Annotated in this window: 18 protein-coding genes; 12 read left to right on the forward strand and 6 right to left on the reverse strand. The window is 47.2% G+C overall.

Features of this window, described 5'->3' with window-relative positions:
• Positions 1-35: 35 nt before the first annotated feature.
• Together R7P35_RS05265 and R7P35_RS05270 are read right to left on the reverse strand one after the other, a co-directional pair.
• Entirely contained in the window at positions 36-1,529 is a 1,494-nt protein-coding gene (locus tag R7P35_RS05265) for a CoA-acylating methylmalonate-semialdehyde dehydrogenase (RefSeq protein ID WP_171345620.1), read from the reverse strand.
• A gap of 70 nt (positions 1,530-1,599) precedes the next feature.
• Complete coding sequence (locus tag R7P35_RS05270) at positions 1,600-2,778, reverse strand: thiolase family protein (RefSeq protein WP_318091814.1); 1,179 nt, start codon at positions 2,776-2,778, stop codon at positions 1,600-1,602.
• A 209-nt stretch (positions 2,779-2,987) separates the two neighbouring features.
• Between R7P35_RS05270 and R7P35_RS05275 the strand changes: the two genes are divergently transcribed.
• The 7 genes from R7P35_RS05275 to R7P35_RS05305 all read left to right on the forward strand — a co-directional run bounded on the left by R7P35_RS05275 (position 2,988) and on the right by R7P35_RS05305 (position 10,619).
• Positions 2,988-3,374, forward strand: a complete 387-nt coding sequence (locus tag R7P35_RS05275; protein WP_005373242.1) for a MerR family transcriptional regulator — start codon at positions 2,988-2,990, stop codon at positions 3,372-3,374.
• A 45-nt stretch (positions 3,375-3,419) separates the two neighbouring features.
• Entirely contained in the window at positions 3,420-4,589 is a 1,170-nt protein-coding gene (locus R7P35_RS05280) for an isovaleryl-CoA dehydrogenase (protein ID WP_005373245.1), read from the forward strand.
• 115 nt (positions 4,590-4,704) lie between these two features.
• A complete protein-coding gene (locus R7P35_RS05285; RefSeq protein ID WP_005373247.1) occupies positions 4,705-6,312 on the forward strand; it encodes a carboxyl transferase domain-containing protein in 1,608 nt (535 codons plus the stop codon).
• 104 nt (positions 6,313-6,416) lie between these two features.
• Positions 6,417-7,199 (forward strand): enoyl-CoA hydratase-related protein, encoded by a 783-nt coding sequence (locus R7P35_RS05290; protein ID WP_005373249.1) that lies wholly within the window; start codon positions 6,417-6,419, stop codon positions 7,197-7,199.
• Complete coding sequence (locus R7P35_RS05295) at positions 7,192-9,240, forward strand: acetyl/propionyl/methylcrotonyl-CoA carboxylase subunit alpha (RefSeq protein WP_005373251.1); 2,049 nt, start codon at positions 7,192-7,194, stop codon at positions 9,238-9,240. Before R7P35_RS05290 ends, R7P35_RS05295 begins: the two co-directional genes overlap by 8 nt.
• Entirely contained in the window at positions 9,221-10,123 is a 903-nt protein-coding gene (locus tag R7P35_RS05300) for a hydroxymethylglutaryl-CoA lyase (RefSeq protein WP_025767895.1), read from the forward strand. The genes R7P35_RS05295 and R7P35_RS05300 overlap by 20 nt, the downstream gene beginning before the upstream one ends.
• A gap of 175 nt (positions 10,124-10,298) precedes the next feature.
• Positions 10,299-10,619 carry a DUF1840 domain-containing protein gene (locus R7P35_RS05305; protein ID WP_025767896.1) on the forward strand — a complete coding sequence of 107 codons (321 nt, stop codon included), beginning with the start codon at positions 10,299-10,301 and terminating at the stop codon, positions 10,617-10,619.
• Between the two features lie 98 nt (positions 10,620-10,717).
• On the opposite strand, the gene R7P35_RS05310 is transcribed toward R7P35_RS05305, so the two are convergent.
• On the reverse strand, positions 10,718-11,584 hold the full coding sequence (locus R7P35_RS05310) for a mechanosensitive ion channel family protein (protein WP_005373258.1): 867 nt from the start codon (positions 11,582-11,584) through the stop codon (positions 10,718-10,720).
• Between the two features lie 333 nt (positions 11,585-11,917).
• Here R7P35_RS05310 and R7P35_RS05315 point away from each other — a divergent pair, with 333 nt between their 5' ends.
• A complete protein-coding gene (locus R7P35_RS05315; RefSeq protein ID WP_025767897.1) occupies positions 11,918-12,466 on the forward strand; it encodes a sugar O-acetyltransferase in 549 nt (182 codons plus the stop codon).
• 9 nt (positions 12,467-12,475) lie between these two features.
• On the opposite strand, the gene R7P35_RS05320 is transcribed toward R7P35_RS05315, so the two are convergent.
• Positions 12,476-13,909 carry a PLP-dependent aminotransferase family protein gene (locus R7P35_RS05320; protein ID WP_081008266.1) on the reverse strand — a complete coding sequence of 478 codons (1,434 nt, stop codon included), beginning with the start codon at positions 13,907-13,909 and terminating at the stop codon, positions 12,476-12,478.
• A gap of 136 nt (positions 13,910-14,045) precedes the next feature.
• On the opposite strand from R7P35_RS05320, the gene R7P35_RS05325 reads away from it, so the two are divergent.
• Genes R7P35_RS05325 through R7P35_RS05335 form a run of 3 tightly spaced genes read left to right on the forward strand, consistent with a single transcriptional unit; the run spans position 14,046 to position 16,595 of the window.
• A complete protein-coding gene (locus tag R7P35_RS05325; protein ID WP_213914903.1) occupies positions 14,046-15,410 on the forward strand; it encodes a cytochrome ubiquinol oxidase subunit I in 1,365 nt (454 codons plus the stop codon).
• A 28-nt stretch (positions 15,411-15,438) separates the two neighbouring features.
• A complete protein-coding gene (cydB, locus tag R7P35_RS05330) occupies positions 15,439-16,446 on the forward strand; it encodes a cytochrome d ubiquinol oxidase subunit II (RefSeq protein WP_167416109.1) in 1,008 nt (335 codons plus the stop codon).
• Positions 16,447-16,466: 20 nt separating this feature from the next.
• Positions 16,467-16,595, forward strand: coding sequence for a DUF2474 domain-containing protein (locus tag R7P35_RS05335; protein WP_213962652.1), 129 nt, complete (start codon positions 16,467-16,469; stop codon positions 16,593-16,595).
• A gap of 69 nt (positions 16,596-16,664) precedes the next feature.
• Here the strand turns inward: R7P35_RS05335 and R7P35_RS05340 are convergent, their stop codons facing one another.
• Together R7P35_RS05340 and R7P35_RS05345 are read right to left on the reverse strand one after the other, a co-directional pair.
• Positions 16,665-17,420 carry a PhzF family phenazine biosynthesis protein gene (locus R7P35_RS05340; protein WP_213962653.1) on the reverse strand — a complete coding sequence of 252 codons (756 nt, stop codon included), beginning with the start codon at positions 17,418-17,420 and terminating at the stop codon, positions 16,665-16,667.
• A 178-nt stretch (positions 17,421-17,598) separates the two neighbouring features.
• Positions 17,599-18,480, reverse strand: coding sequence for a LysR family transcriptional regulator (locus tag R7P35_RS05345; RefSeq protein ID WP_132937148.1), 882 nt, complete (start codon positions 18,478-18,480; stop codon positions 17,599-17,601).
• A 97-nt stretch (positions 18,481-18,577) separates the two neighbouring features.
• On the opposite strand from R7P35_RS05345, the gene budA reads away from it, so the two are divergent.
• Positions 18,578-19,363 carry an acetolactate decarboxylase gene (gene budA, locus R7P35_RS05350; protein ID WP_017820349.1) on the forward strand — a complete coding sequence of 262 codons (786 nt, stop codon included), beginning with the start codon at positions 18,578-18,580 and terminating at the stop codon, positions 19,361-19,363.
• Positions 19,364-19,391: the final 28 nt, after the last annotated feature.

Raw genomic sequence — 19,391 nt, forward strand, 5'->3', positions numbered from 1 at the left:
GTGGCGCTTGGCTAGAGGTGTCGCTAATCCAGTAATTAGCTAAGTTGAATGGTCATGTTTGGACCGCTTGGAATGTCATCTTCAAACCAACGCGCGGTGACCGTTTTCGTCTCGGTGTAGAAGCGAACCGCTTGTTTACCGTAAGCATGCAGGTCGCCGTAGAAGCTGCCTTTCCACCCAGTAAATGAGAAAAATGGCAATGGCACCGGAATCGGAACGTTGATGCCTACGTTACCTACTTCGATATTGTGTTGATACTTTCTCGCGGCAGCGCCGTTCGCCGTGAAAATAGACGTACCATTACCAAAGCGGTTTGCATTGATCAGTTCAATCGCTTCATCTAGGTCATCCACTTCCATAGTTAACAGCACAGGCCCGAAAATTTCTTCCTGATAAATCGACATGTCTGTGGTCACGTTGGTAAACAGTGTTGGCCCCACCCAGTTACCGTTCGGGAAGCCAGGTACTTGGCACTCTGTCCCGTCCAGAACACAATTCGCGCCTGACGCTTTGCCTTCATTAATCAGATTCACCACTCGCTGCTTCGCTTGAGGGCTAATCAGTGGACCATAACCGGCGGTTTCATCATCCCACGCGCCAGGCTGAACCTGAGCTAACGCCTCTTTAAGCTCTGGAATCCATTCTTTGGTTTCGCCGACAAATACGGCAACCGAAATCGCCATACAGCGTTGGCCTGCAGCACCAACTGACGCACCAACTAGGTTATTGATGACTTGCTGTTTGTTTGCATCCGGCATGATGACCATGTGGTTCTTAGCACCTGCAAATGACTGCACGCGTTTCAGGTTGTCTGTACCTGTTTTGTAGATGTGCTCACCAACGGGCACAGAGCCAACAAAAGAGATCGCACGAACGACTGGATCAGTCAGAATGCGGTCGACTTGCTCTTTGGTCCCGTGAACAACTTGCAATACGCCTTTTGGTGCGCCAGCTTGTTCAAACAGCTCCGCCAATTTCATTGCAGTCAGCGGAACTTGTTCCGAAGGTTTTAGAATAAAGGTGTTGCCACAAGCGATCGCCATCGGGAACATCCACAATGGGATCATCGCAGGGAAGTTAAAGGGTGTGATGCCAGCACAAACACCGAGCGGTTGAATGTAAGAGTAACCATCAATATTGGTCGCGACGTTTTCCACCGTTTCGCCCATCATTGAGCTACAAATGTTTGCAGCTTGCTCTACCACTTCAATTCCGCGCCAAATGTCACCCTTTGCATCCGCGAGGGTTTTGCCTGTCTCACTTGAAAGCAGTATCGCCAACTCATCGTGTTGCTCTTTTAACAGATGTTGGTAGCGCAACATCAATCTCGCACGCTCCGGCGCTGCAACTTCTTTCCAGCGTTTGAACGTTTCTGTTGCGCTGGCAATCGCCGCATTCATTTCCGATTCCGTGGCACAAGGTACTTGTGCAATCACTTCGTTGGTTGCCGGGTTGGTTACATCTAGCCATTGTTTTGAATCGGAGATGGCAAATTCACCACCGATATACTGCTTTACTTGTTCTGTCATGATGACATCCTTGTATTTTTCAGCTTGTTACTGACTACTGTTATGTAAGTGAAACTTTGTTGAGAGTGATTTAGCAGATTTCAATCGCGATAGCGGTTGCCTCGCCACCACCAATACAAAGTGATGCGACACCGCGTTTGCCGCCTGCCTGTTTAAGAGCGTGAATCAAAGTGACGAGGATTCGGTTACCACTTGCACCAATTGGATGGCCTAACGCACATGCGCCGCCACGTGGATTCACTTTGCTTGCATCCAACTCAAGCGCTTTCACTGCGTACTGCGTTACAACTGCAAACGCTTCATTGATTTCCCAAAGGTCCACGTCTGATTTGTCCCAGCCCGTTTTTTCCAGCAGCGATTCAATCGCGAAGACTGGTGCGATGGTGAACTCATCAGGCTGTCTTGCATGCGTGCTGTACGCGACAATTTTGGCTAGAGGCTGAAGGTTTTCCTGACGACCAAACTCACTATCGACTAAGATCATTGCCGACGCACCATCCGAAATGGAACTAGAGTTTGCTGCGGTTACGCCGCCATCTTTGGCAAACGCAGGGCGTAAGGTAGGAATTTTAGTGACGTCGAGTTTGCTCGGTTGCTCATCATCTACAACCAGGGTTTCGCCGCGTCGACTTTTTACGTTAACAGGCACGATCTCTTCTTTGAACAAACCTTGTTCGATTGCTTGCTGCGCACGAGTCACCGACTGTTGCACCCAGGCATCCATACTTTCACGGCTGAACTGATACTTTTGCGCCGTCTGTTCTGCAAAGACACCCATCAGCTCGCCTTGGTAGGCATCCTGCAACCCGTCATAAAACATGTGATCAAGCACTTGCTCGTGACCTAAACGGAAACCATCACGCGCTTTCTTTAATAGATAAGGAGAAGACGACATGTTTTCCATGCCACCAGCGATGACAGCATGCGCATTACCAGATTGAATAAGGTCATATGCCAGCATGACGGTTTTCATACCCGATCCACAAACTTTGTTCAGTGTCGTACAACCAATCGATTGTGGCATTTCAGCTTTAAGACTTGCTTGTCTTGCAGGCGCTTGCCCCACACCGGCGGGTAAAACGCATCCCATCAACACTTCGTCTATTTTGTGCACATCGAGTTGGCTTTCGGCTAGCGCCCCTTGAATGGCTTTCGCACCAAGTTCCGTGACATCTGTTGAAGCTAATGCACCTTGAAAAGAGCCGATAGGCGTTCGCTTAGCGGCTACAATCCATGTTTCATTTTTCATTCCATTAACCTTTTGTTGACGTTTACGTCATAACTATACTAACATTTACGTTAACGTCAAGTTTGAGGTTATTGTTTGTTCGAGTGACTCTTTGATTTTGAGTAAATGCGAGTGATATCAAGGCTCAAGAGTGGATGTTGTTTGTTTACTTTAACGTTAACGAATTGTATATTCATGTGAATGTTATACGAAAGTCGTAAGGTTAAGGAATGAACACATTTAAGATCAGCGAGCTCGCGAAAGAGTTCGACATTACTACTCGAAGCATTCGCTTCTACGAAGATTTAGGTCTCCTAACTCCAGAACGTAAAGGCAACACTCGAATCTACAATGGTCGCGATCGAATTCGACTAAAACTGATTTTGCGAGGTAAGCGATTGGGCTTTTCTCTTGCAGATATCAAAGAGTTATTTGAACTCTACGATACCGATCAAAGTACTGAGCAGTTGAACTATATGATTCGGTTGATCGAAGAGAAGAAGGCAGCATTGCAACAGCAAGCAAACGACATTCAAGCGGTAATGATGGAGTTAAATGCTGCGCAGTTGCGATGCCAAAACACACTGAGATCCATGAAAGGCGAAAAAGTCACCTAACACCTCAACTCTGGGATGTAGGTGACGTAAAGGCAAGGACACGCAATGAAATCTACCTACTCTTCCCTGAACTTTGTTTATGACGAAAATACCGATTTGCTTCGCGAGCAAATCAATAGTTTTGCTGCAAGAGAAATTGCGCCGCTAGCGCAATCTATCGACCAAACTAACGACTTTCCAAACCATCTTTGGTCCAAATTAGGTGACATGGGTCTTTTAGGTGTGACCACCAGCGAAGAGTTTGGTGGTGCAGGCATGGGCTATCTCGCCCACGTTATCGCTATGGAAGAAATAAGCCGAGCATCCGCTTCGGTTGCGTTAAGTTACGGCGCTCACTCCAACCTTTGCGTCAACCAAATCCACCGTAACGGCACACAAGCGCAAAAAGAGAAATACCTACCTAAGCTCATCTCCGGTGAACATATCGGCGCCCTTGCTATGAGTGAACCCGGCGCCGGCTCTGATGTGGTCTCTATGCAGCTTAAAGCCGAACGTAAAGGCGATATTTTCCTATTAAATGGCAACAAAATGTGGATCACCAACGGCCCTGATGCACACACCTATGTTGTCTACGCAAAAACCGACCCAAGCCAGCACTCCAAAGGCATCACGGCGTTTATTGTGGAACGCGGATTCCCTGGATTTACTCAAGCACAAAAACTCGACAAGTTGGGTATGCGCGGCTCGAATACGTGTGAGCTGGTCTTCCAAAACTGCGAGGTCCCTGCGGAGAATATTCTCGGCGAAGAAAACCAAGGCGTGAAAGTATTGATGAGCGGCCTCGACTACGAACGTGTGGTGCTTGCAGGCGGCCCACTTGGCATCATGCAGGCGTGTATGGATATCGTTGTGCCTTACATTCACGACCGTAAACAGTTCGGTAAATCCATCGGTGAATTCCAGCTAGTTCAAGCAAAAATCGCGGATATGTACACACAAATGAATGCCGCTAAAGCGTATGTTTACGCCGTCGCTGCCGCTTGTGATCGCGGTGAAACCACACGTAAAGATTCTGCTGGCGCGATCCTCTACAGCGCAGAGCTGGCAACCAAGATGGCACTGGATGCGATTCAACTACTTGGCGGTAACGGCTACATCAACGAGTTTGATACGGGCCGTTTGTTGCGAGATGCCAAGCTGTATGAAATCGGTGCGGGCACGTCAGAAATTCGCCGCATGCTTATTGGTCGCGAATTGTTTAACGAAAGCGCCTAATCATCATACCTAGGCGGTTCGAACTCGAAACAACTTCCTTATTCAATCTAAATCTTATTCAACCTAAATAAAGACGGGTAGTGACACCCGTCTACCGAATGGAGATCGGCTATTTATGGCTTGTTTGACGACCAATATTAATACCCATTCAGAGCAGTATCAGGAAAACTACCGCTCTATGGCGTCACTTGTAGATCAACTTTATACCGTGACTGCCCAAATAGAAGATGGTGGCGGTGAGAAAGCCCGCGAGCATCAGCAGAAGAAAGGCAAACTTCCGGTACGTGAGCGCATTCTTGCCCTACTCGACCCTGGTTCGTCCTTTCTAGAAATTGGTCAATTTGCTGGCTGGGATGTGTATCCAGATTACGTTCCATGTGCTGGAGTGGTTGCAGGTGTGGGTGTGATTGACGGCACTGAGTGCATGATCGTCGCGAACGACGTGACGGTAAAAGGCGGCAGTTACTACCCACTCACCGTGAAAAAGCACTTAAGAGCACAAGAAATTGCAGAAAAATGCCAACTGCCGTGTGTTTACTTAGTCGACTCTGGCGGTGCTAACCTCCCCCGCCAAGATGAAGTCTTCCCAGATAAAGACCATTTTGGCCGTATTTTCTACAACCAAGCCCGTATGTCGGCCAAAGGCATTCCACAAATTGCGGTGGTCATGGGGCTATGTACCGCTGGCGGCGCTTATGTCCCTGCCATGTGCGACGTATCCATCATAGTCAAAGAACAAGGCACGATTTTTTTGGCAGGTCCACCTCTTGTAAAAGCAGCGACAGGTGAAGAAGTCAGTGCGGAAGATCTTGGTGGCGCAGACGTTCATTGTCGCACCTCTGGTGTGGCGGACTATTACGCAGAAAATGATCACCACGCGTTAGAGTTGGCAAGACAAGCCGTTTCTCAAATTAACCACTTGAAACCCGTTCAACTCAAGCAAAAAGCACCACAGGAACCACATTTTCCTGCCCAAGAGCTGTACGGCATCGTCGGGACCGATCTCAAAAAGCCGTTTGATGTTAAAGAGGTCATTGCCCGAATTGTTGATGATTCCCAGTTCGATGAATTTAAAGCCTTGTTCGGCGAAACCTTGGTCTGTGGCTTTGCCCATATTCACGGTATGCCGATTGGCATTGTCGCTAACAACGGCATTCTATTTTCGGAATCAGCACAAAAAGGCGCGCATTTTATTGAGCTGTGCGCACAACGCAAAATTCCTCTGCTCTTCTTGCAGAACATCACGGGCTTTATGGTCGGTCAGAAGTACGAAGCCGAAGGCATCGCCAAACATGGTGCGAAAATGGTAACTGCTGTTGCGTGTGCAGACGTGCCGAAGTTTACCGTGGTTATTGGTGGATCGTATGGCGCAGGAAACTACGGCATGTGTGGCCGCGCTTATGATCCAACCATGATGTGGATGTGGCCAAACGCGCGCATCTCCGTCATGGGTGGAGAGCAAGCGGCTGGCGTGATGGCGCAAGTGACCCGCGATATCAAAACTCGCAAAGGTGAAAGCTGGAGCGTAGAGGAAGAAGAAGCGTTCAAACGTCCAATTGCGGAGCAATATCAGACTCAAAGCCATGCATACTACGCCAGTGCACGCCTGTGGGACGACGGCATTATTGACCCTGCGAAAACCCGTGATGTTGTCGGCATTGCTCTGTCTGCTGCGCTTAATGCGCCAATACCAGACAGTAAATTTGGCATCTTCCGCATGTAGCCGGATGCAAGGCAAACCTTAACTCCTCGCGAATACCGATGTTTAAAAAGTAATGGTTAGCGAGCATTGAAATACAGACTGAAATGTCAGACAAAGGAAGTCACATGACCGGACTACTGCTTGAAAAAGACAGCAATGGCGTTGCTTGGTTGAGCCTCAATCGACCAGAGAAACACAACGCGTTTAATGATGAATTAATTGCTTCACTTATCGACACCTTGGAAAAACTTGAGAGAGACAACTCTCTACGTGCATTGGTACTAACGGCGCAAGGTAAACACTTTTCTGCGGGTGCGGATCTTGGCTGGATGCAGTCAATGGCCACCAAAACCGAGGGGGAAAATCTGCAAGATGCACAGCAGTTAGCGTTGCTCTTGCACAAACTGGATACCTTTAGCAAACCAACCATTGCTATGGTGCATGGCGCTGCATTTGGCGGCGCACTTGGGCTTATCTGCTGCTGCGATATCGCTATCGGTACACCTGAAAGCCGCTTCTGTTTGAGTGAAGTGAAACTCGGTTTGTTACCCGCGACAATCGGACCCTACGTCATTCGAGCGATTGGACAACGACAAAGCCGACGCTACTTTTTAACCGCGGAACTGATTGATGCCGAAACCGCACTATCGATGAGTATTCTTCATCAGATAGACTCTCAACCACGTGAAGCCGTCAATCGCACCATTGATCACCTGCTTAACAACGGTCCACAAGCCATGCAGGCAGCAAAAACGCTCTGCTTACGTTGTGACAATCAACCTATCGAGCATTCATTAATTGAATACACCAGCCAAGCTATTGCAACCGCCCGCGTGTCCGAAGAAGGACAAGAAGGACTGAGTGCATTTTTTGAAAAGCGCGCCGCCAATTGGAGGAATCATGTTTAAAAGAATACTGATCGCAAACCGCGGTGAAATTGCCTGCCGAATCATTAAAACCGCAAAAAGCATGGCTATAGAGACGGTTGCCGTCTATTCCGAAGCGGATCGCAGCAGCTTACATGTTAAACAAGCGGATTTCGCTGAATTCATTGGCCCCGCTCCTGCGAGTGAATCGTATCTCGATATCGATGCAATTATCGGCGCTGCGAAAAAATGGCAAGCCGATGCTATCCACCCTGGGTATGGTTTTCTTTCCGAGAACCCTAAACTGGCGAAAGCGTGCAGCGAAAATGGCATTGTTTTTATTGGCCCTCCCACCAGCGCAATTGAAGCAATGGGTTCGAAGTCGCAAGCCAAAGCCATCATGTCTGAGGCGAACGTGCCCTTGGTTCCCGGCTATCACGGCACAGACAACAGCGTAGAGCACTTATTAGCGGAAGCTGAAAAAATCGGTTACCCAGTGATGCTTAAAGCAACACAAGGTGGCGGCGGCAAAGGCATGCGAGTGGTCAACAGCGCAGCCGAAATGCCGCTGGCTATCGACGGAGCGCAGCGTGAAGCACTTTCAAGCTTTGGCGATAAGCAGCTTCTAATCGAAAAATGCATATTGCAGCCTCGCCACGTGGAAGTTCAGGTATTCGCAGACCAGCGTGGCAACTGTGTCTATCTTTCTGATCGCGATTGTTCCATTCAGCGTCGTCACCAAAAAGTAGTCGAAGAAGCACCAGCTCCCGGTCTTAGTGATGAACTGCGTAAACAAATGGGTGAAGCTGCGGTTCAGGCCGCTCAAGCGATCGACTATGTTGGCGCTGGCACGGTGGAGTTCTTACTCGATAGCCGAGGTCAATTCTACTTCATGGAGATGAATACCCGTCTGCAAGTTGAACACCCTGTCACTGAATTGATCACCGGCGTTGATTTGGTGGAGTGGCAATTCAAAGTCGCAGCTGGCGAGCATTTACCTATTTCGCAATCGGAAATCACCCACAACGGTCATTCAATTGAGCTGCGAATTTACGCAGAAGATACAGACAATGACTTTATGCCGTCGACTGGCCGCATTGATTACTTAAAAGAACCCGTATCAGACAGTAGTGTGCGCCTAGCGTGCGTACGCGTTGATAGTGGTGTTACCCAAGGCGATAGCATCAGCGAATATTACGATCCAATGATCAGCAAGCTGATCGTCTGGGGGCAAACTCGTGATATCGCTCTAAAGCAGATTAAGCAGGCGTTAACTCAATATCACGTACGTGGCGTAACGACAAACATTGGTTATCTGCACAGTATTATTTCGCAGCCAGCCTTTGCCGAGATTGAGCTAGATACAGGTTTCCTCGTAAGACATCAACAAGGCATAAATGAGCAGCAAGACGTCTCGGATTCAATCTGGCTTACATTGGCGGCGGTTGCTCGTTGGAATGATCTCATTTCAAAATCAGACAGCTCAACGTTACCCGCGCCAACCAAACGAGGTTTTAGACTGTCAGTTGACAACGTTTATCGATTTAACTTCACGGATGCCAATGCCAACCATCAGGCACGTTTGCAACAATCATCGCAAGATACAGGATCTCACTTCACTGTCCGATGCGGCGAGGATCTGCATCAGGTCATCCTGCTTGAAAGTGACAACCAGTTTATCGTCGATATTGATAATGTGCGTTACACCTTTAATGCACTTAGCGATGAACAAAGAACAACACTATTTTATCTTGGTCAGCAGCGCACGTTCGCTCATCAACCTAACTTTGACTCTGCAAAAGATGTAGATGATGAACTAAGTCCAACCGCACCACTCAACGGCATAATTTCAGCAGTTATGGTGGCTAAAGGTGACGAAGTGGCGGCGGGCGATCCGCTTTTGGTACTCGAAGCAATGAAAATGGAATACACCATCACGGCTCCGGTAGCAGCAAAAGTCGACGAATTGTTTTATCAGCACGGGGACCAAGTACAGCACGGTTCCATCCTGCTGAATTTGGCTTTGATATCGGATAACGTCAGTGAAGATAAGGAGCGCGAATATGCTACCAGCGAAGGTTAATATCGTCGAAGTCGGCGCTCGTGATGGTCTGCAAAATGAAACGTCAGTGACGCTGGTTGATAAAATCCGTTTGATTAACCAACTAAGCAGCAGTGGCTTAAAGCATATTGAGGCGGGATCTTTCGTCTCTCCAAGGTGGGTGCCTCAAATGGCCGATTCCGATCAGGTGTTTGCTGGTATCTCAAAAAAGCCTGACGTGGTTTATAGCGCGCTCACACCAAATCTCGCAGGGTTAGAACGTGCGCTGGAAAGCGGTGTAAAGCGAATTGCGGTGTTTGGCTCCGCTTCAGAAACGTTCAGCCAGAAGAACATCAACTGCAGCATTACCGAAAGTCTCGCTCGATTTGAACCCGTTATCGAATTGGCGAACCAGCATAACATTCCTGTACGCGGTTACTTGTCTTGTACCATGGTGTGTCCATATGAGGGAGTAGTCAAGCCAGAGCAAACTACCAAGGTCGCCAATACGTTGTTTGATATGGGATGTTATGAGATTTCGCTCGGTGATACTGTCGGTAAAGCAACGCCTAATCGCGTTATCGCCATGCTGGATTCGTTGTTAACGCTACTGCCAAAAGACGCGCTCGCAGTACATTTTCATGACACTTATGGACAAGCATTAGCCAATATCTATCAAGCCTTGTTAATGGGCATCAACACCATTGATAGCGCAGTAGCGGGGCTCGGCGGCTGCCCTTACGCGAAAGGAGCCAGTGGCAATGTTGCAACGGAAGATGTACTTTATCTGTGTGAGCAACTTGGGATTGAAACGGGCGTTGACCTTAGCGTCATCAATGAAGCGGGTTGGCAAATTTGCCGTGCGTTAGGAAAGTCTCCTGCTTCTAGGGTCGCATTGGCTCTAGGCGATCCGTATAGCTTGTAAATCATCAACTATCATAATCAAATAATGTATTTAAACGGGCATGCAGACGTACGTGCCCGTTTTTTATTGTTACTCATAAAAACCTTAACGCTCAACGGTCTTCATCACATTAATTAGTGCCTGATTTCAGCTACAATTTAGTTTCAAAGCGAACGTATAAAACAGGATCAGGTAAATGCTCATAACATTTCGTTGTCGAAGCCACTCAAACGTCACAATGTTTGGTGATATTGCATTAGATATGCTCAAAATGATGGGTCACAGCGGCACGGTGCCGGGATCAATTTCCGCTCAAGATGTTCCTGACGCGTTATCAAGATTAACTTCTGCTCTATCTGCGAAAAATGCAGCTGAAGAAAATCTCCATACTGATGTAGACGAGGAGGAAGAACAAGCAGAGCCCGCGGTAAGCCTAGGACGCAGAGCGTTTCCACTGATTGAGTTGCTAAAATCAGCAATCAAAGAAGAATGCGAAGTCATGTGGGACAACCAATAACGCCTTCAAACTGGTTTCTAACGAGGTGAATCCGTGTTGCGACCGCCTCGCTTTGGTTACTCGACACCAAGATAAGAACACCAATACCGCTTATCGCCCTATCCGTTTCTCTCCCTAGACAACTTGATTTGCCCATCAATGTGCACATCTCGTTGTGGAAACGCGATTTCAATGCCGTGCTTTTCGAAAGCTTCGTAGATTTCAAAACGCATGGCACTTGCGACCGAGCGAATACCGCCCTCAACCGTTGAGTTAATCCAAAAATAAGATTCGAAGATCAAAGCATTGTCACCAAAGTCTTGAAAAAACACATCTGGCGCTGGCGAACTCAGAACTTGCGCTTGCTGCGAAGTCACTTCCGCCATTAAGGCAGCAACCTGTTTGACATCGCTCCCATACGCGACACCGACGACGACAGAGCCACGAACTAATCTGTCGCATAACGTCCAGTTGATCACCACGTTCTCAATCAACTGACTGTTGGGTATGAGCATATGAACACCATCGGTTCGTCTGATTCTCGTTGAGCGTGTATTTATTTGCTCGACAGTGCCTTTGGCGCCCTCAACCTCTAAAAAGTCCCCAATTCGGATTGGCTTTTCACCAATCAAAATCCAGCCACTTATGAAGTTGTTAATGATGTTTTGCGCACCAAAACCGAAGCCGATAGCGATGGCACCAGACAGAAAGGCAAACGCGGTAATTGGCACATTTATCATCGAAAGTGTGGTCATAAAAATAATGGCGAGAGCGATGACAAATAATATCCGTTTAACCAAATGAATCACGTTTGGATCTTTCCCCGATGAGGACATTCTTGACGTAACGGTTTTGATTAAAATTTTGGACAACCATAAAGCGACAATCACCCATGTCGGCACCATCAATATCGCCCACAACGTGATAGGTTGTTCGTTAAAGGTAAACAGTGTTGTTTCTAAAAATGAAATGACCCGTTCGAACATAAAGTGCTCACTCTTGATTCATCGTTGCCAGCAAGCCAGAGCGCATAAGTCATAAATTTTTGGATCAATCGATAGCGCAGCGGCTCAATTAAGTTCTTCTTATTAACTATATTGTAATCTACGTAAAACGCTTCGAGTGGTTTCCCACTTTGGCTTCAACCGATTAAGCCATTTAGGGAATACGTCTTTGTGAACTAAACGAGCCAATCAACCAACTGGATACGCAAGGCAAATCAGTGATAACTTTCTGATTTTTAAGCATCAAACTTTCACTTCGAATCACTCTCACCTATTATGCACCTTATTGCAAATAACATTGATGGAATGATTGTTATGTCAGAACTGACTCGGATGCGCTCTGGAGAAACCTATAATTGTCTGGATGAAGAACTAAAGCTAATGCGCGCCAAAACTGCGCAGCTTGTCTTCCAATTTAACCACGAGCCAAACCCAGATATCCGTAGACAACTATTGGCGGAAATGGGCGTCCAATTAAAAAACAGCGCCTGTATAGAGCCACCGCTACAACTTACCTACGGTTGTCACTTGTCCATCGGAGAAAACACCTACATCAACTGGGATGCCATTATTCTGGACAATGGGCAGGTTGAGGTTGGCGCGAACGTCATGATTGGGCCTAGAGTGCAAATTTACACAGCCGCTCATTCACTCGATACACAAAGACGCTTAGCCGGAGATGAGATCGCCAAACCGGTAACAATTGGCAATAACGTTTGGATTGGTGGGGGCGCAATCATACTGCCGGGCGTGACCATTGGCGATGAGGCCGTCGTCGGCGCTGGCTCTGTCGTAACCAAAGACGTTGCGCCGGGCGATCGAGTTGTTGGAAATCCGGCGCGCTCCATTAAACCAAAAAACTGAAGAAAGTCGCTATTTCGCCAAATGCTCGCGAATAATATTAGCGAGCAGATTGAGAGCATGAACATATTTGTCATTGAGCTCAAAAGAAGCGTTAAGACGAATACAGTGATCGTATTGTTCTGTCAGGCTGAACATCTTTCCCGGTGCGATGCTGATATTACCTTTTAGCGCTTCTCGATATATCTGCAAGGCATCAATATGCTTGGGAAGCTCTAACCAAATAAAGTACCCACCGCTTTGGCTTAACACTTTGACTGCTTCAGGTAACAGCTCACTAAGCAGAACCGTCATCTTACTTTTACGTTCAAACAGCTTTTTCCGTAACTGCTTCAAATGAGATTCATAATTGCGGCTTGTTAAATAGTGTACCAATGTCATTTGCACTGGTGCACTCGTCGCTAATGTACTCATTAACTGTAACTTTTGTACCTCTAGCGCCCGCTTTCCCGCCGCAACCCAACCAATACGTAGCCCTGCGATTAACGATTTTGAAAACGAGGAGCACAACATGGTATTGCCCGTGTCATCAAACATTCTTAGTGGGTAAACCGAGTCATTCTCGGCATGCAGTTCGCTGTACACATCATCTTCAATCACTGGCACGTTATATCGCTGTGTCAGCTCAATCAGCTTTTGTTTTTTCTCGTTGGTGAGCGTAAAACCCAGAGGATTTTGGAAGTTCGACATCAGCCAACATGCTTTCACATCGTGTGTTTGCAGCGCTCGTTCCAATGAGTCTAGGTCAATGCCCGTGACTGGGTCTGTTCTTACTGAGAGCGCTTTCAAACCTAACCGCTCTAAGGATTGCAATGCACCATAAAATGCAGGCGACTCCACAACCACCCAATCTCCCGGTCTTGTGCAGGCTTGCAAACTGAGCGTTAACGCCTCCAGCGCGCCTGCCGTAATGACAATTTCATCGGGTGAAATTTCAATGCCTTTCGCAGCATAACGCTTCGCGATGATGGTGCGTAATTGCTCGTTTCCCGGCGGTAAGTTATCAAAGGTGGTGGAAATCGGCATATTGCGAGCGGCTGCGCTCATCGCCCGATTCACGTGATATCGTGGGTACAAACTTGGGTCTGGATAGGCAAAGCCAAAATTGATCATGGATGGATTTTTACTCGCCTGCAGAACATCAAAGATAAACTCATTGATGTCTACCTGCTCAGTCCACGAAACCGCGGCTGGCGCTTGGGGTTCATTTGAGCTCTTAATATTGGGCGCGACTCGATAACCAGATCGCGGCTGTGACGTGACCCAGCCTTGAGATTCCAGAATTTGATACGCGTGCAACACCGTCATCAAGCTCAAACCCGAGTGTTCAGATTGGCGACGCAGCGAAGGCAGCTTGTCACCCGGATGCCATATCCCCGATTTTATCTGCCTTTTAAGCTGTTCCACTAACTCTTGATACTTCGCCAAACGCAAATCCCCTTCCATAAAGCCGAATTCAAAATAATAACACTTCAATATTTAATCTGTTATAGGTTTATAGTCACTGTCTGTACCTACTTCCCTCATTCCGCTCCTTTTAAAATAGCTCTCTCATAAAACTTAAAAGATCAAAGGAAGTTTAATGTTTGGCCTCGACGCATTTATGCTTGCACGGATACAGTTCGCCTTTACCGTATCCTTTCATATTATTTTCCCCGCTATCACCATAGGTTTGGCCACCTATCTCGCTGTGCTGGAAGGCTTATGGCTAAAAACACGTAATCCCGATTACCAAAATCTCTATCACTTCTGGTCGAAAATTTTTGCGGTTAACTTTGGAATGGGTGTTGTATCTGGTCTTGTCATGGCCTATCAATTCGGCACCAACTGGAGTGGTTTCTCCGACTTCGCTGGTTCTATCACTGGCCCATTACTGACTTATGAAGTGTTAACGGCTTTCTTTCTCGAAGCCGGATTTCTTGGCGTAATGCTGTTTGGGTGGCGTCGCGTCGGCGAAAAGCTGCACTTTTTTGCAACCTCGATGGTGGCGTTAGGAACGATCATTTCGACGTTCTGGATTCTCGCCTCCAACAGTTGGATGCAAACGCCACAAGGCTATGAAATTGTCGACGGACGTGTGGTGCCAACCGACTGGTTTGCTATCGTTTTCAATCCTTCATTTCCTTATCGTTTGGCGCACATGAGCGTCGCGGCTTTCGTCAGTTCAGCACTCTTTGTAGGCGCGTCAGCCGCTTGGCATTTATTGAGAGGCAATCAATCGACTGCGGTAAAAACCATGTTTTCGATGTCGCTCGGGATCTTAGTGTTCCTTGCGCCACTCCAAGCCGTGATTGGCGATGTGCACGGGCTAAACACTCTGGAACACCAGCCCGCCAAAATCGCTGCCATCGAAGGACATTGGGATAACAGCGATGGCAAACCAACCCCATTGATATTGTTCGGCATGCCAAACATGGAACAAGAACGCACAGACTATGCCTTAGAAATTCCTGTTTTAGGAAGTTTGATCCTACGCCACAGTTTAACTGAGCCAATCCCGGCGCTGAAAGACTTCCCGAAAGAGGAACGACCGAACTCACCTATCGTCTTTTGGTCATTTCGAATCATGGTCGGGCTAGGACTTCTGATGATTTTTCAGAGCTTCTACAGCATATGGTTACGAAAAAAGAACACGCTTTATACTTCGCGTTGGTTCCTCAAGTTTTCATTGTTTATGGGGCCATCTGGTCTTATCGCAATACTCGCTGGCTGGTTTACGACAGAGGTTGGTCGGCAACCTTGGGTCGTGTATGGCGTACAAAAAACGCGTGATGCGGTTTCTGCACACGGAGACCTACAAATGAGCATCAGCCTGCTGTGTTTCCTTGTTGTATACAGCTTGGTATTTGGTTTTGGTTATTACTACATGATCCACCAAATCAAGAAAGGCCCCGATGCAATCGAACACGATGAGCACGACATGACGACCGTTTCAGGTCGCATTTAGAATTTGTCACAAAGTGAAGGTAGAAAATATGCATTTTGATTTATCCGTGATTTGGTTCGCGATCATCGTTTTTGCCACTTTGATGTACATCATCATGGACGGCTTCGATTTGGGTATTGGAATACTGATGCCCTTCATCAAGGATGAAAAACAAAAAGACGTCATGGTCAACAGTGTCGCGCCAGTTTGGGACGGCAACGAAACTTGGATTGTGCTTGGAGGCGCATCTCTATTTGGCGCTTTTCCGATGGCTTACGCGGTGATTATTGAAGCGCTAACCATCCCTTTAACGTTGATGTTGATTGCTTTGATCTTTCGTGGCGTCGCGTTTGAGTTTCGCTTTAAAGCATTGGAAAGCCACTTAAAGTTCTGGGATCGCTCTTTTATGGTCGGCTCGATTTTAACCACGTTTTTCCAAGGCATCGTTGTTGGCGCGGTAATTCAAGGCTTTGCGGTGGAAAACCGCGTCTTCGTAGGTAGCCAACTCGACTGGCTCAGCCCTTTTCCCATCTTTTGTGGTTTGGGTTTAGTCGCAACGTACGCGCTGCTTGGTAGCACATGGCTCATCATGAAGACGGAAGGTGAACTGCAAAACACGATGTACCGCTTCACTAACAAAACACTACTGGCAATGATCTCCGCATTAGTTATTGTGAGCGCTTGGACTCCACTTGCTTACCCTGCCATTGCGGAAAGATGGTTTTCTCTGCCTAATTTGTTCTACTTACTGCCCGTACCTGTCATTACTGGGCTGGTATGTTTGAAGATTGCCGACTCCGTTAAAAAGCGTAAAGAGCGCAGCCCTTTCGTGATGGCATTGGTGATCGTGATTCTCGGGTTCGCTGGGCTTGGCATCAGTATCTGGCCAAACATCATTCCTCCTAGCATATCAATATGGGAAGCAGCGGCTCCTGCAAGCAGTCAGCGCTTTATGCTCGTTGGAGCAGTGATCATCATCCCGATCATTCTGGCTTACACCTTTTGGAGTTACTACGTCTTCTCCGGAAAAGTAAAAGAAGGCGAAGCGTACCATTAACGAGTTGATAAGGAGTGAGTATGAAAATCAAAAATTGGTGCCGCCAATGGGCTTGGATGATTGGAATATGGGTCGTTAGCGTCGCTGCATTAGGGTTAGTGTGTATGTTATTTCGCGTCATGATGACCGCTGCAGGGTTAAAATCTTAGCTCGGCACTTTTAAGTCAATAAAAAATGGATGCCTCTAGATCTTGTGTAAGAGCTAGAGGCGTTTACATTCAATTCCGACTTTTCACGTGTGCAGACAATACGATAGTAGATTCTGAACCACGAGCCACTTCAAAATAACCACCAGCACGAGATAGCTGACGAGCCGTCAATTTTTCTTTGCCCAGCTTTTCAAACCAATAAGGCGCTAATGAGCACTGAGCCGAGCCTGTGGCAAGATCTTCTGAAATACCGATTTTAGGTGCAAAGTAACGCAGCACATAGCCACTATCAGAGCTTTGAGCCGTCACGATGACCGCATGAAACTCATCAATTTTAATCAGCTCATCAAAGTTAGGTTGATAGCGAACAACATCATCTTCGGATTCGAGAACAACAACCAAATCACGCGTTGTAAAAGCATCTATGGGGTGATTGGAAAAGCCTGAAATACCCAAGGGGATGGCATGAGGCTTGGCTTGCCAACTTGGCATCACGATCCTGTACATTCCATCAAGTTCAGTAACGGTAATATGGCCATACTGGCTTTTTAGAATGACCTCATTCTGATGATAGTTGGAAATGATTGCAGCGCCTGCGCCCAAACTTCCGTGTCCGCATAGGTTGATCTCTCCTTCTAGGCTAAACCAGCGAATGTGGTAGTCACTGCCAGACTGAACCACAAATGATGTGACAGGTTGAGCGACCTGATGAGTGATTTGAAGTAGTTCAGAATCACTCAGCCAGTGATTTAGTTCGACAACGCCACATGGATTACCTTGAGCTAACTCATCACAAAATACATCAAATATTTGCGCTTTAATCATCCATCATCCTTGCGGTTTAACCATGCATTAAATCAAGGTCCTCGTCATTATCATCTCGATAAAAACGAGAGTTCAGCTATCAAGTCAACTTGATGTAGGTAATATATACGACAACAGAGTCGCAATCTTCAGTAAGTTTTGTTCGTTGGGTACAATCGACAGGTTATATGACAAAGCTTTAAGCCTCAACATGACCGATGCGCATGGCTACTTTTAACGCTTGTTTATTGAGATTAGATGCCTCCCAAGCAACAACAACACGACTAGTGAGAGGGATATCATCAATCTCGGCGACTGTCGCGGAATCATCGAGATGTTCAGCCAGTGAGCGCGGAACGAGAGCGATACCTAACCCGGCCTGCGCCATGGCAATCGTCGTACGAAGTTGCGGTGCTGCGAACTGTGGTTCGAGCCTTACTCCTGCGTCGGCAAAAAGTGTGCTCATGCCATCAAACAATGCGGGGCCCGTCTCTCGTGGAAACAGTAAAATTTTATGGCCTCTCAACTGTTTCATCTGGATACAGGGATACTTTGCCAGTTCGTGGCCCGCCGGAATCACCGCGACAAACGGGTCGTTAAACAACACCTTGTGCTCAAAAGGCTCACTGGCGTAACAGGGTAGCCGCATGATTGCGAGATCAAGTTGTTTGCTTTTTAACTGAGTGGCAAGCTCTGGCATTGACAGTTCCGCCGTCTGTAAATGAACCCCATTCTCTTGAATACGCCCAATCCTCTCCAATACCTTAATGCAGGTTGATGTTGACGTCGCGAACCCAATTTTAACCTGCGTATTTTCACCACGGGCAATCTGTCGGGCTTTTGCTTTAGCGCGTTCCACATCAGCAAGAATATTTACCGCATCCGTATAAAAGACTTGCCCTGCATGGGTCAGTTCTACTCCTCTAGACAAGCGCTTAAATAAGTCCACGCCAAGCTCGTGCTCTAGCTTTTTGATTTGTTGACTCAAAGGAGGTTGCGCAATCCCTAACCGTTCAGCTGCTCGGGTAAAGTGACGAGTCTCGGCGACCGCGACAAAATACTTCAGGTAGCGAAATTCCATATATTTTCCATATCAAAATAAATCTTTTTTATATTGGATTTAGCACCGTGTAGAAGTCAATCTAAATATACTCTTCATTGCATAACTGGTCTTACTCATGCGTGGATTTTATAACCCTCTATGCGCTTGTTCGCTTGAAGTAGCGAAAGAATTTTCTGAATACCATCACGTTACCGGAGATGGTGAGATTTATCAGACTTCGTTAATGAGTGCTTTGATCGCTGGTGTTTACGAAGGCTCGACAACCATAGAAGAACTGCTGAAACATGGGGATTTTGGTTTAGGTACGTTCAATGAATTGGATGGTGAGTTGATTGCGTTTGATAAGGAAGTTTTTCAACTCAAGTCGGATGGCTCCGCAAACCCGGCAGACCTAGAGCAAAAAACGCCCTTTGCTGTCATGACTTTTTTTAAGCCTGATATCGAGCTGCCATTGACATCGCGCATGTCACGTCATGAAGTCCATAGCCTCATAGACGACCTGGTTCCAAGCGATAACCTATTTTGCGCAGTGCGCATTGATGGTGTTTTCGATTCAGTTCGTACTCGTACCGTACCTAAACAAACACGCCCTTATCGGCCAATGCTTGAAGTGGTCAAAGAACAACCAACGTTCCGCTTCACGCATAAGCAAGGCGTGGTCGCCGGCTTTCGCAGTCCTAAATATACGACTGGCATCAATGTGCCCGGCTATCACGAACACTTTATTACCGATGACCGCCAAGGAGGTGGTCATATTCAGGATTACAGCATTTCGTCAGGGTTCCTCCAGATTGGCAAAGTCTCGCGGCTAGTGATTGATACCCCGGTATCGACAGACTTCCTCAACGCCAATTTGGCTCCGGAAGATATAAATACCGCCATAGAAAAGGCGGAAAAGTAACAAAGTCAGGCAAATAATAAGGACAACA

The organism is Vibrio sp. Vb0304, from assembly GCF_033338995.1.
GTDB lineage: Bacteria > Pseudomonadota > Gammaproteobacteria > Enterobacterales > Vibrionaceae > Vibrio > Vibrio alginolyticus.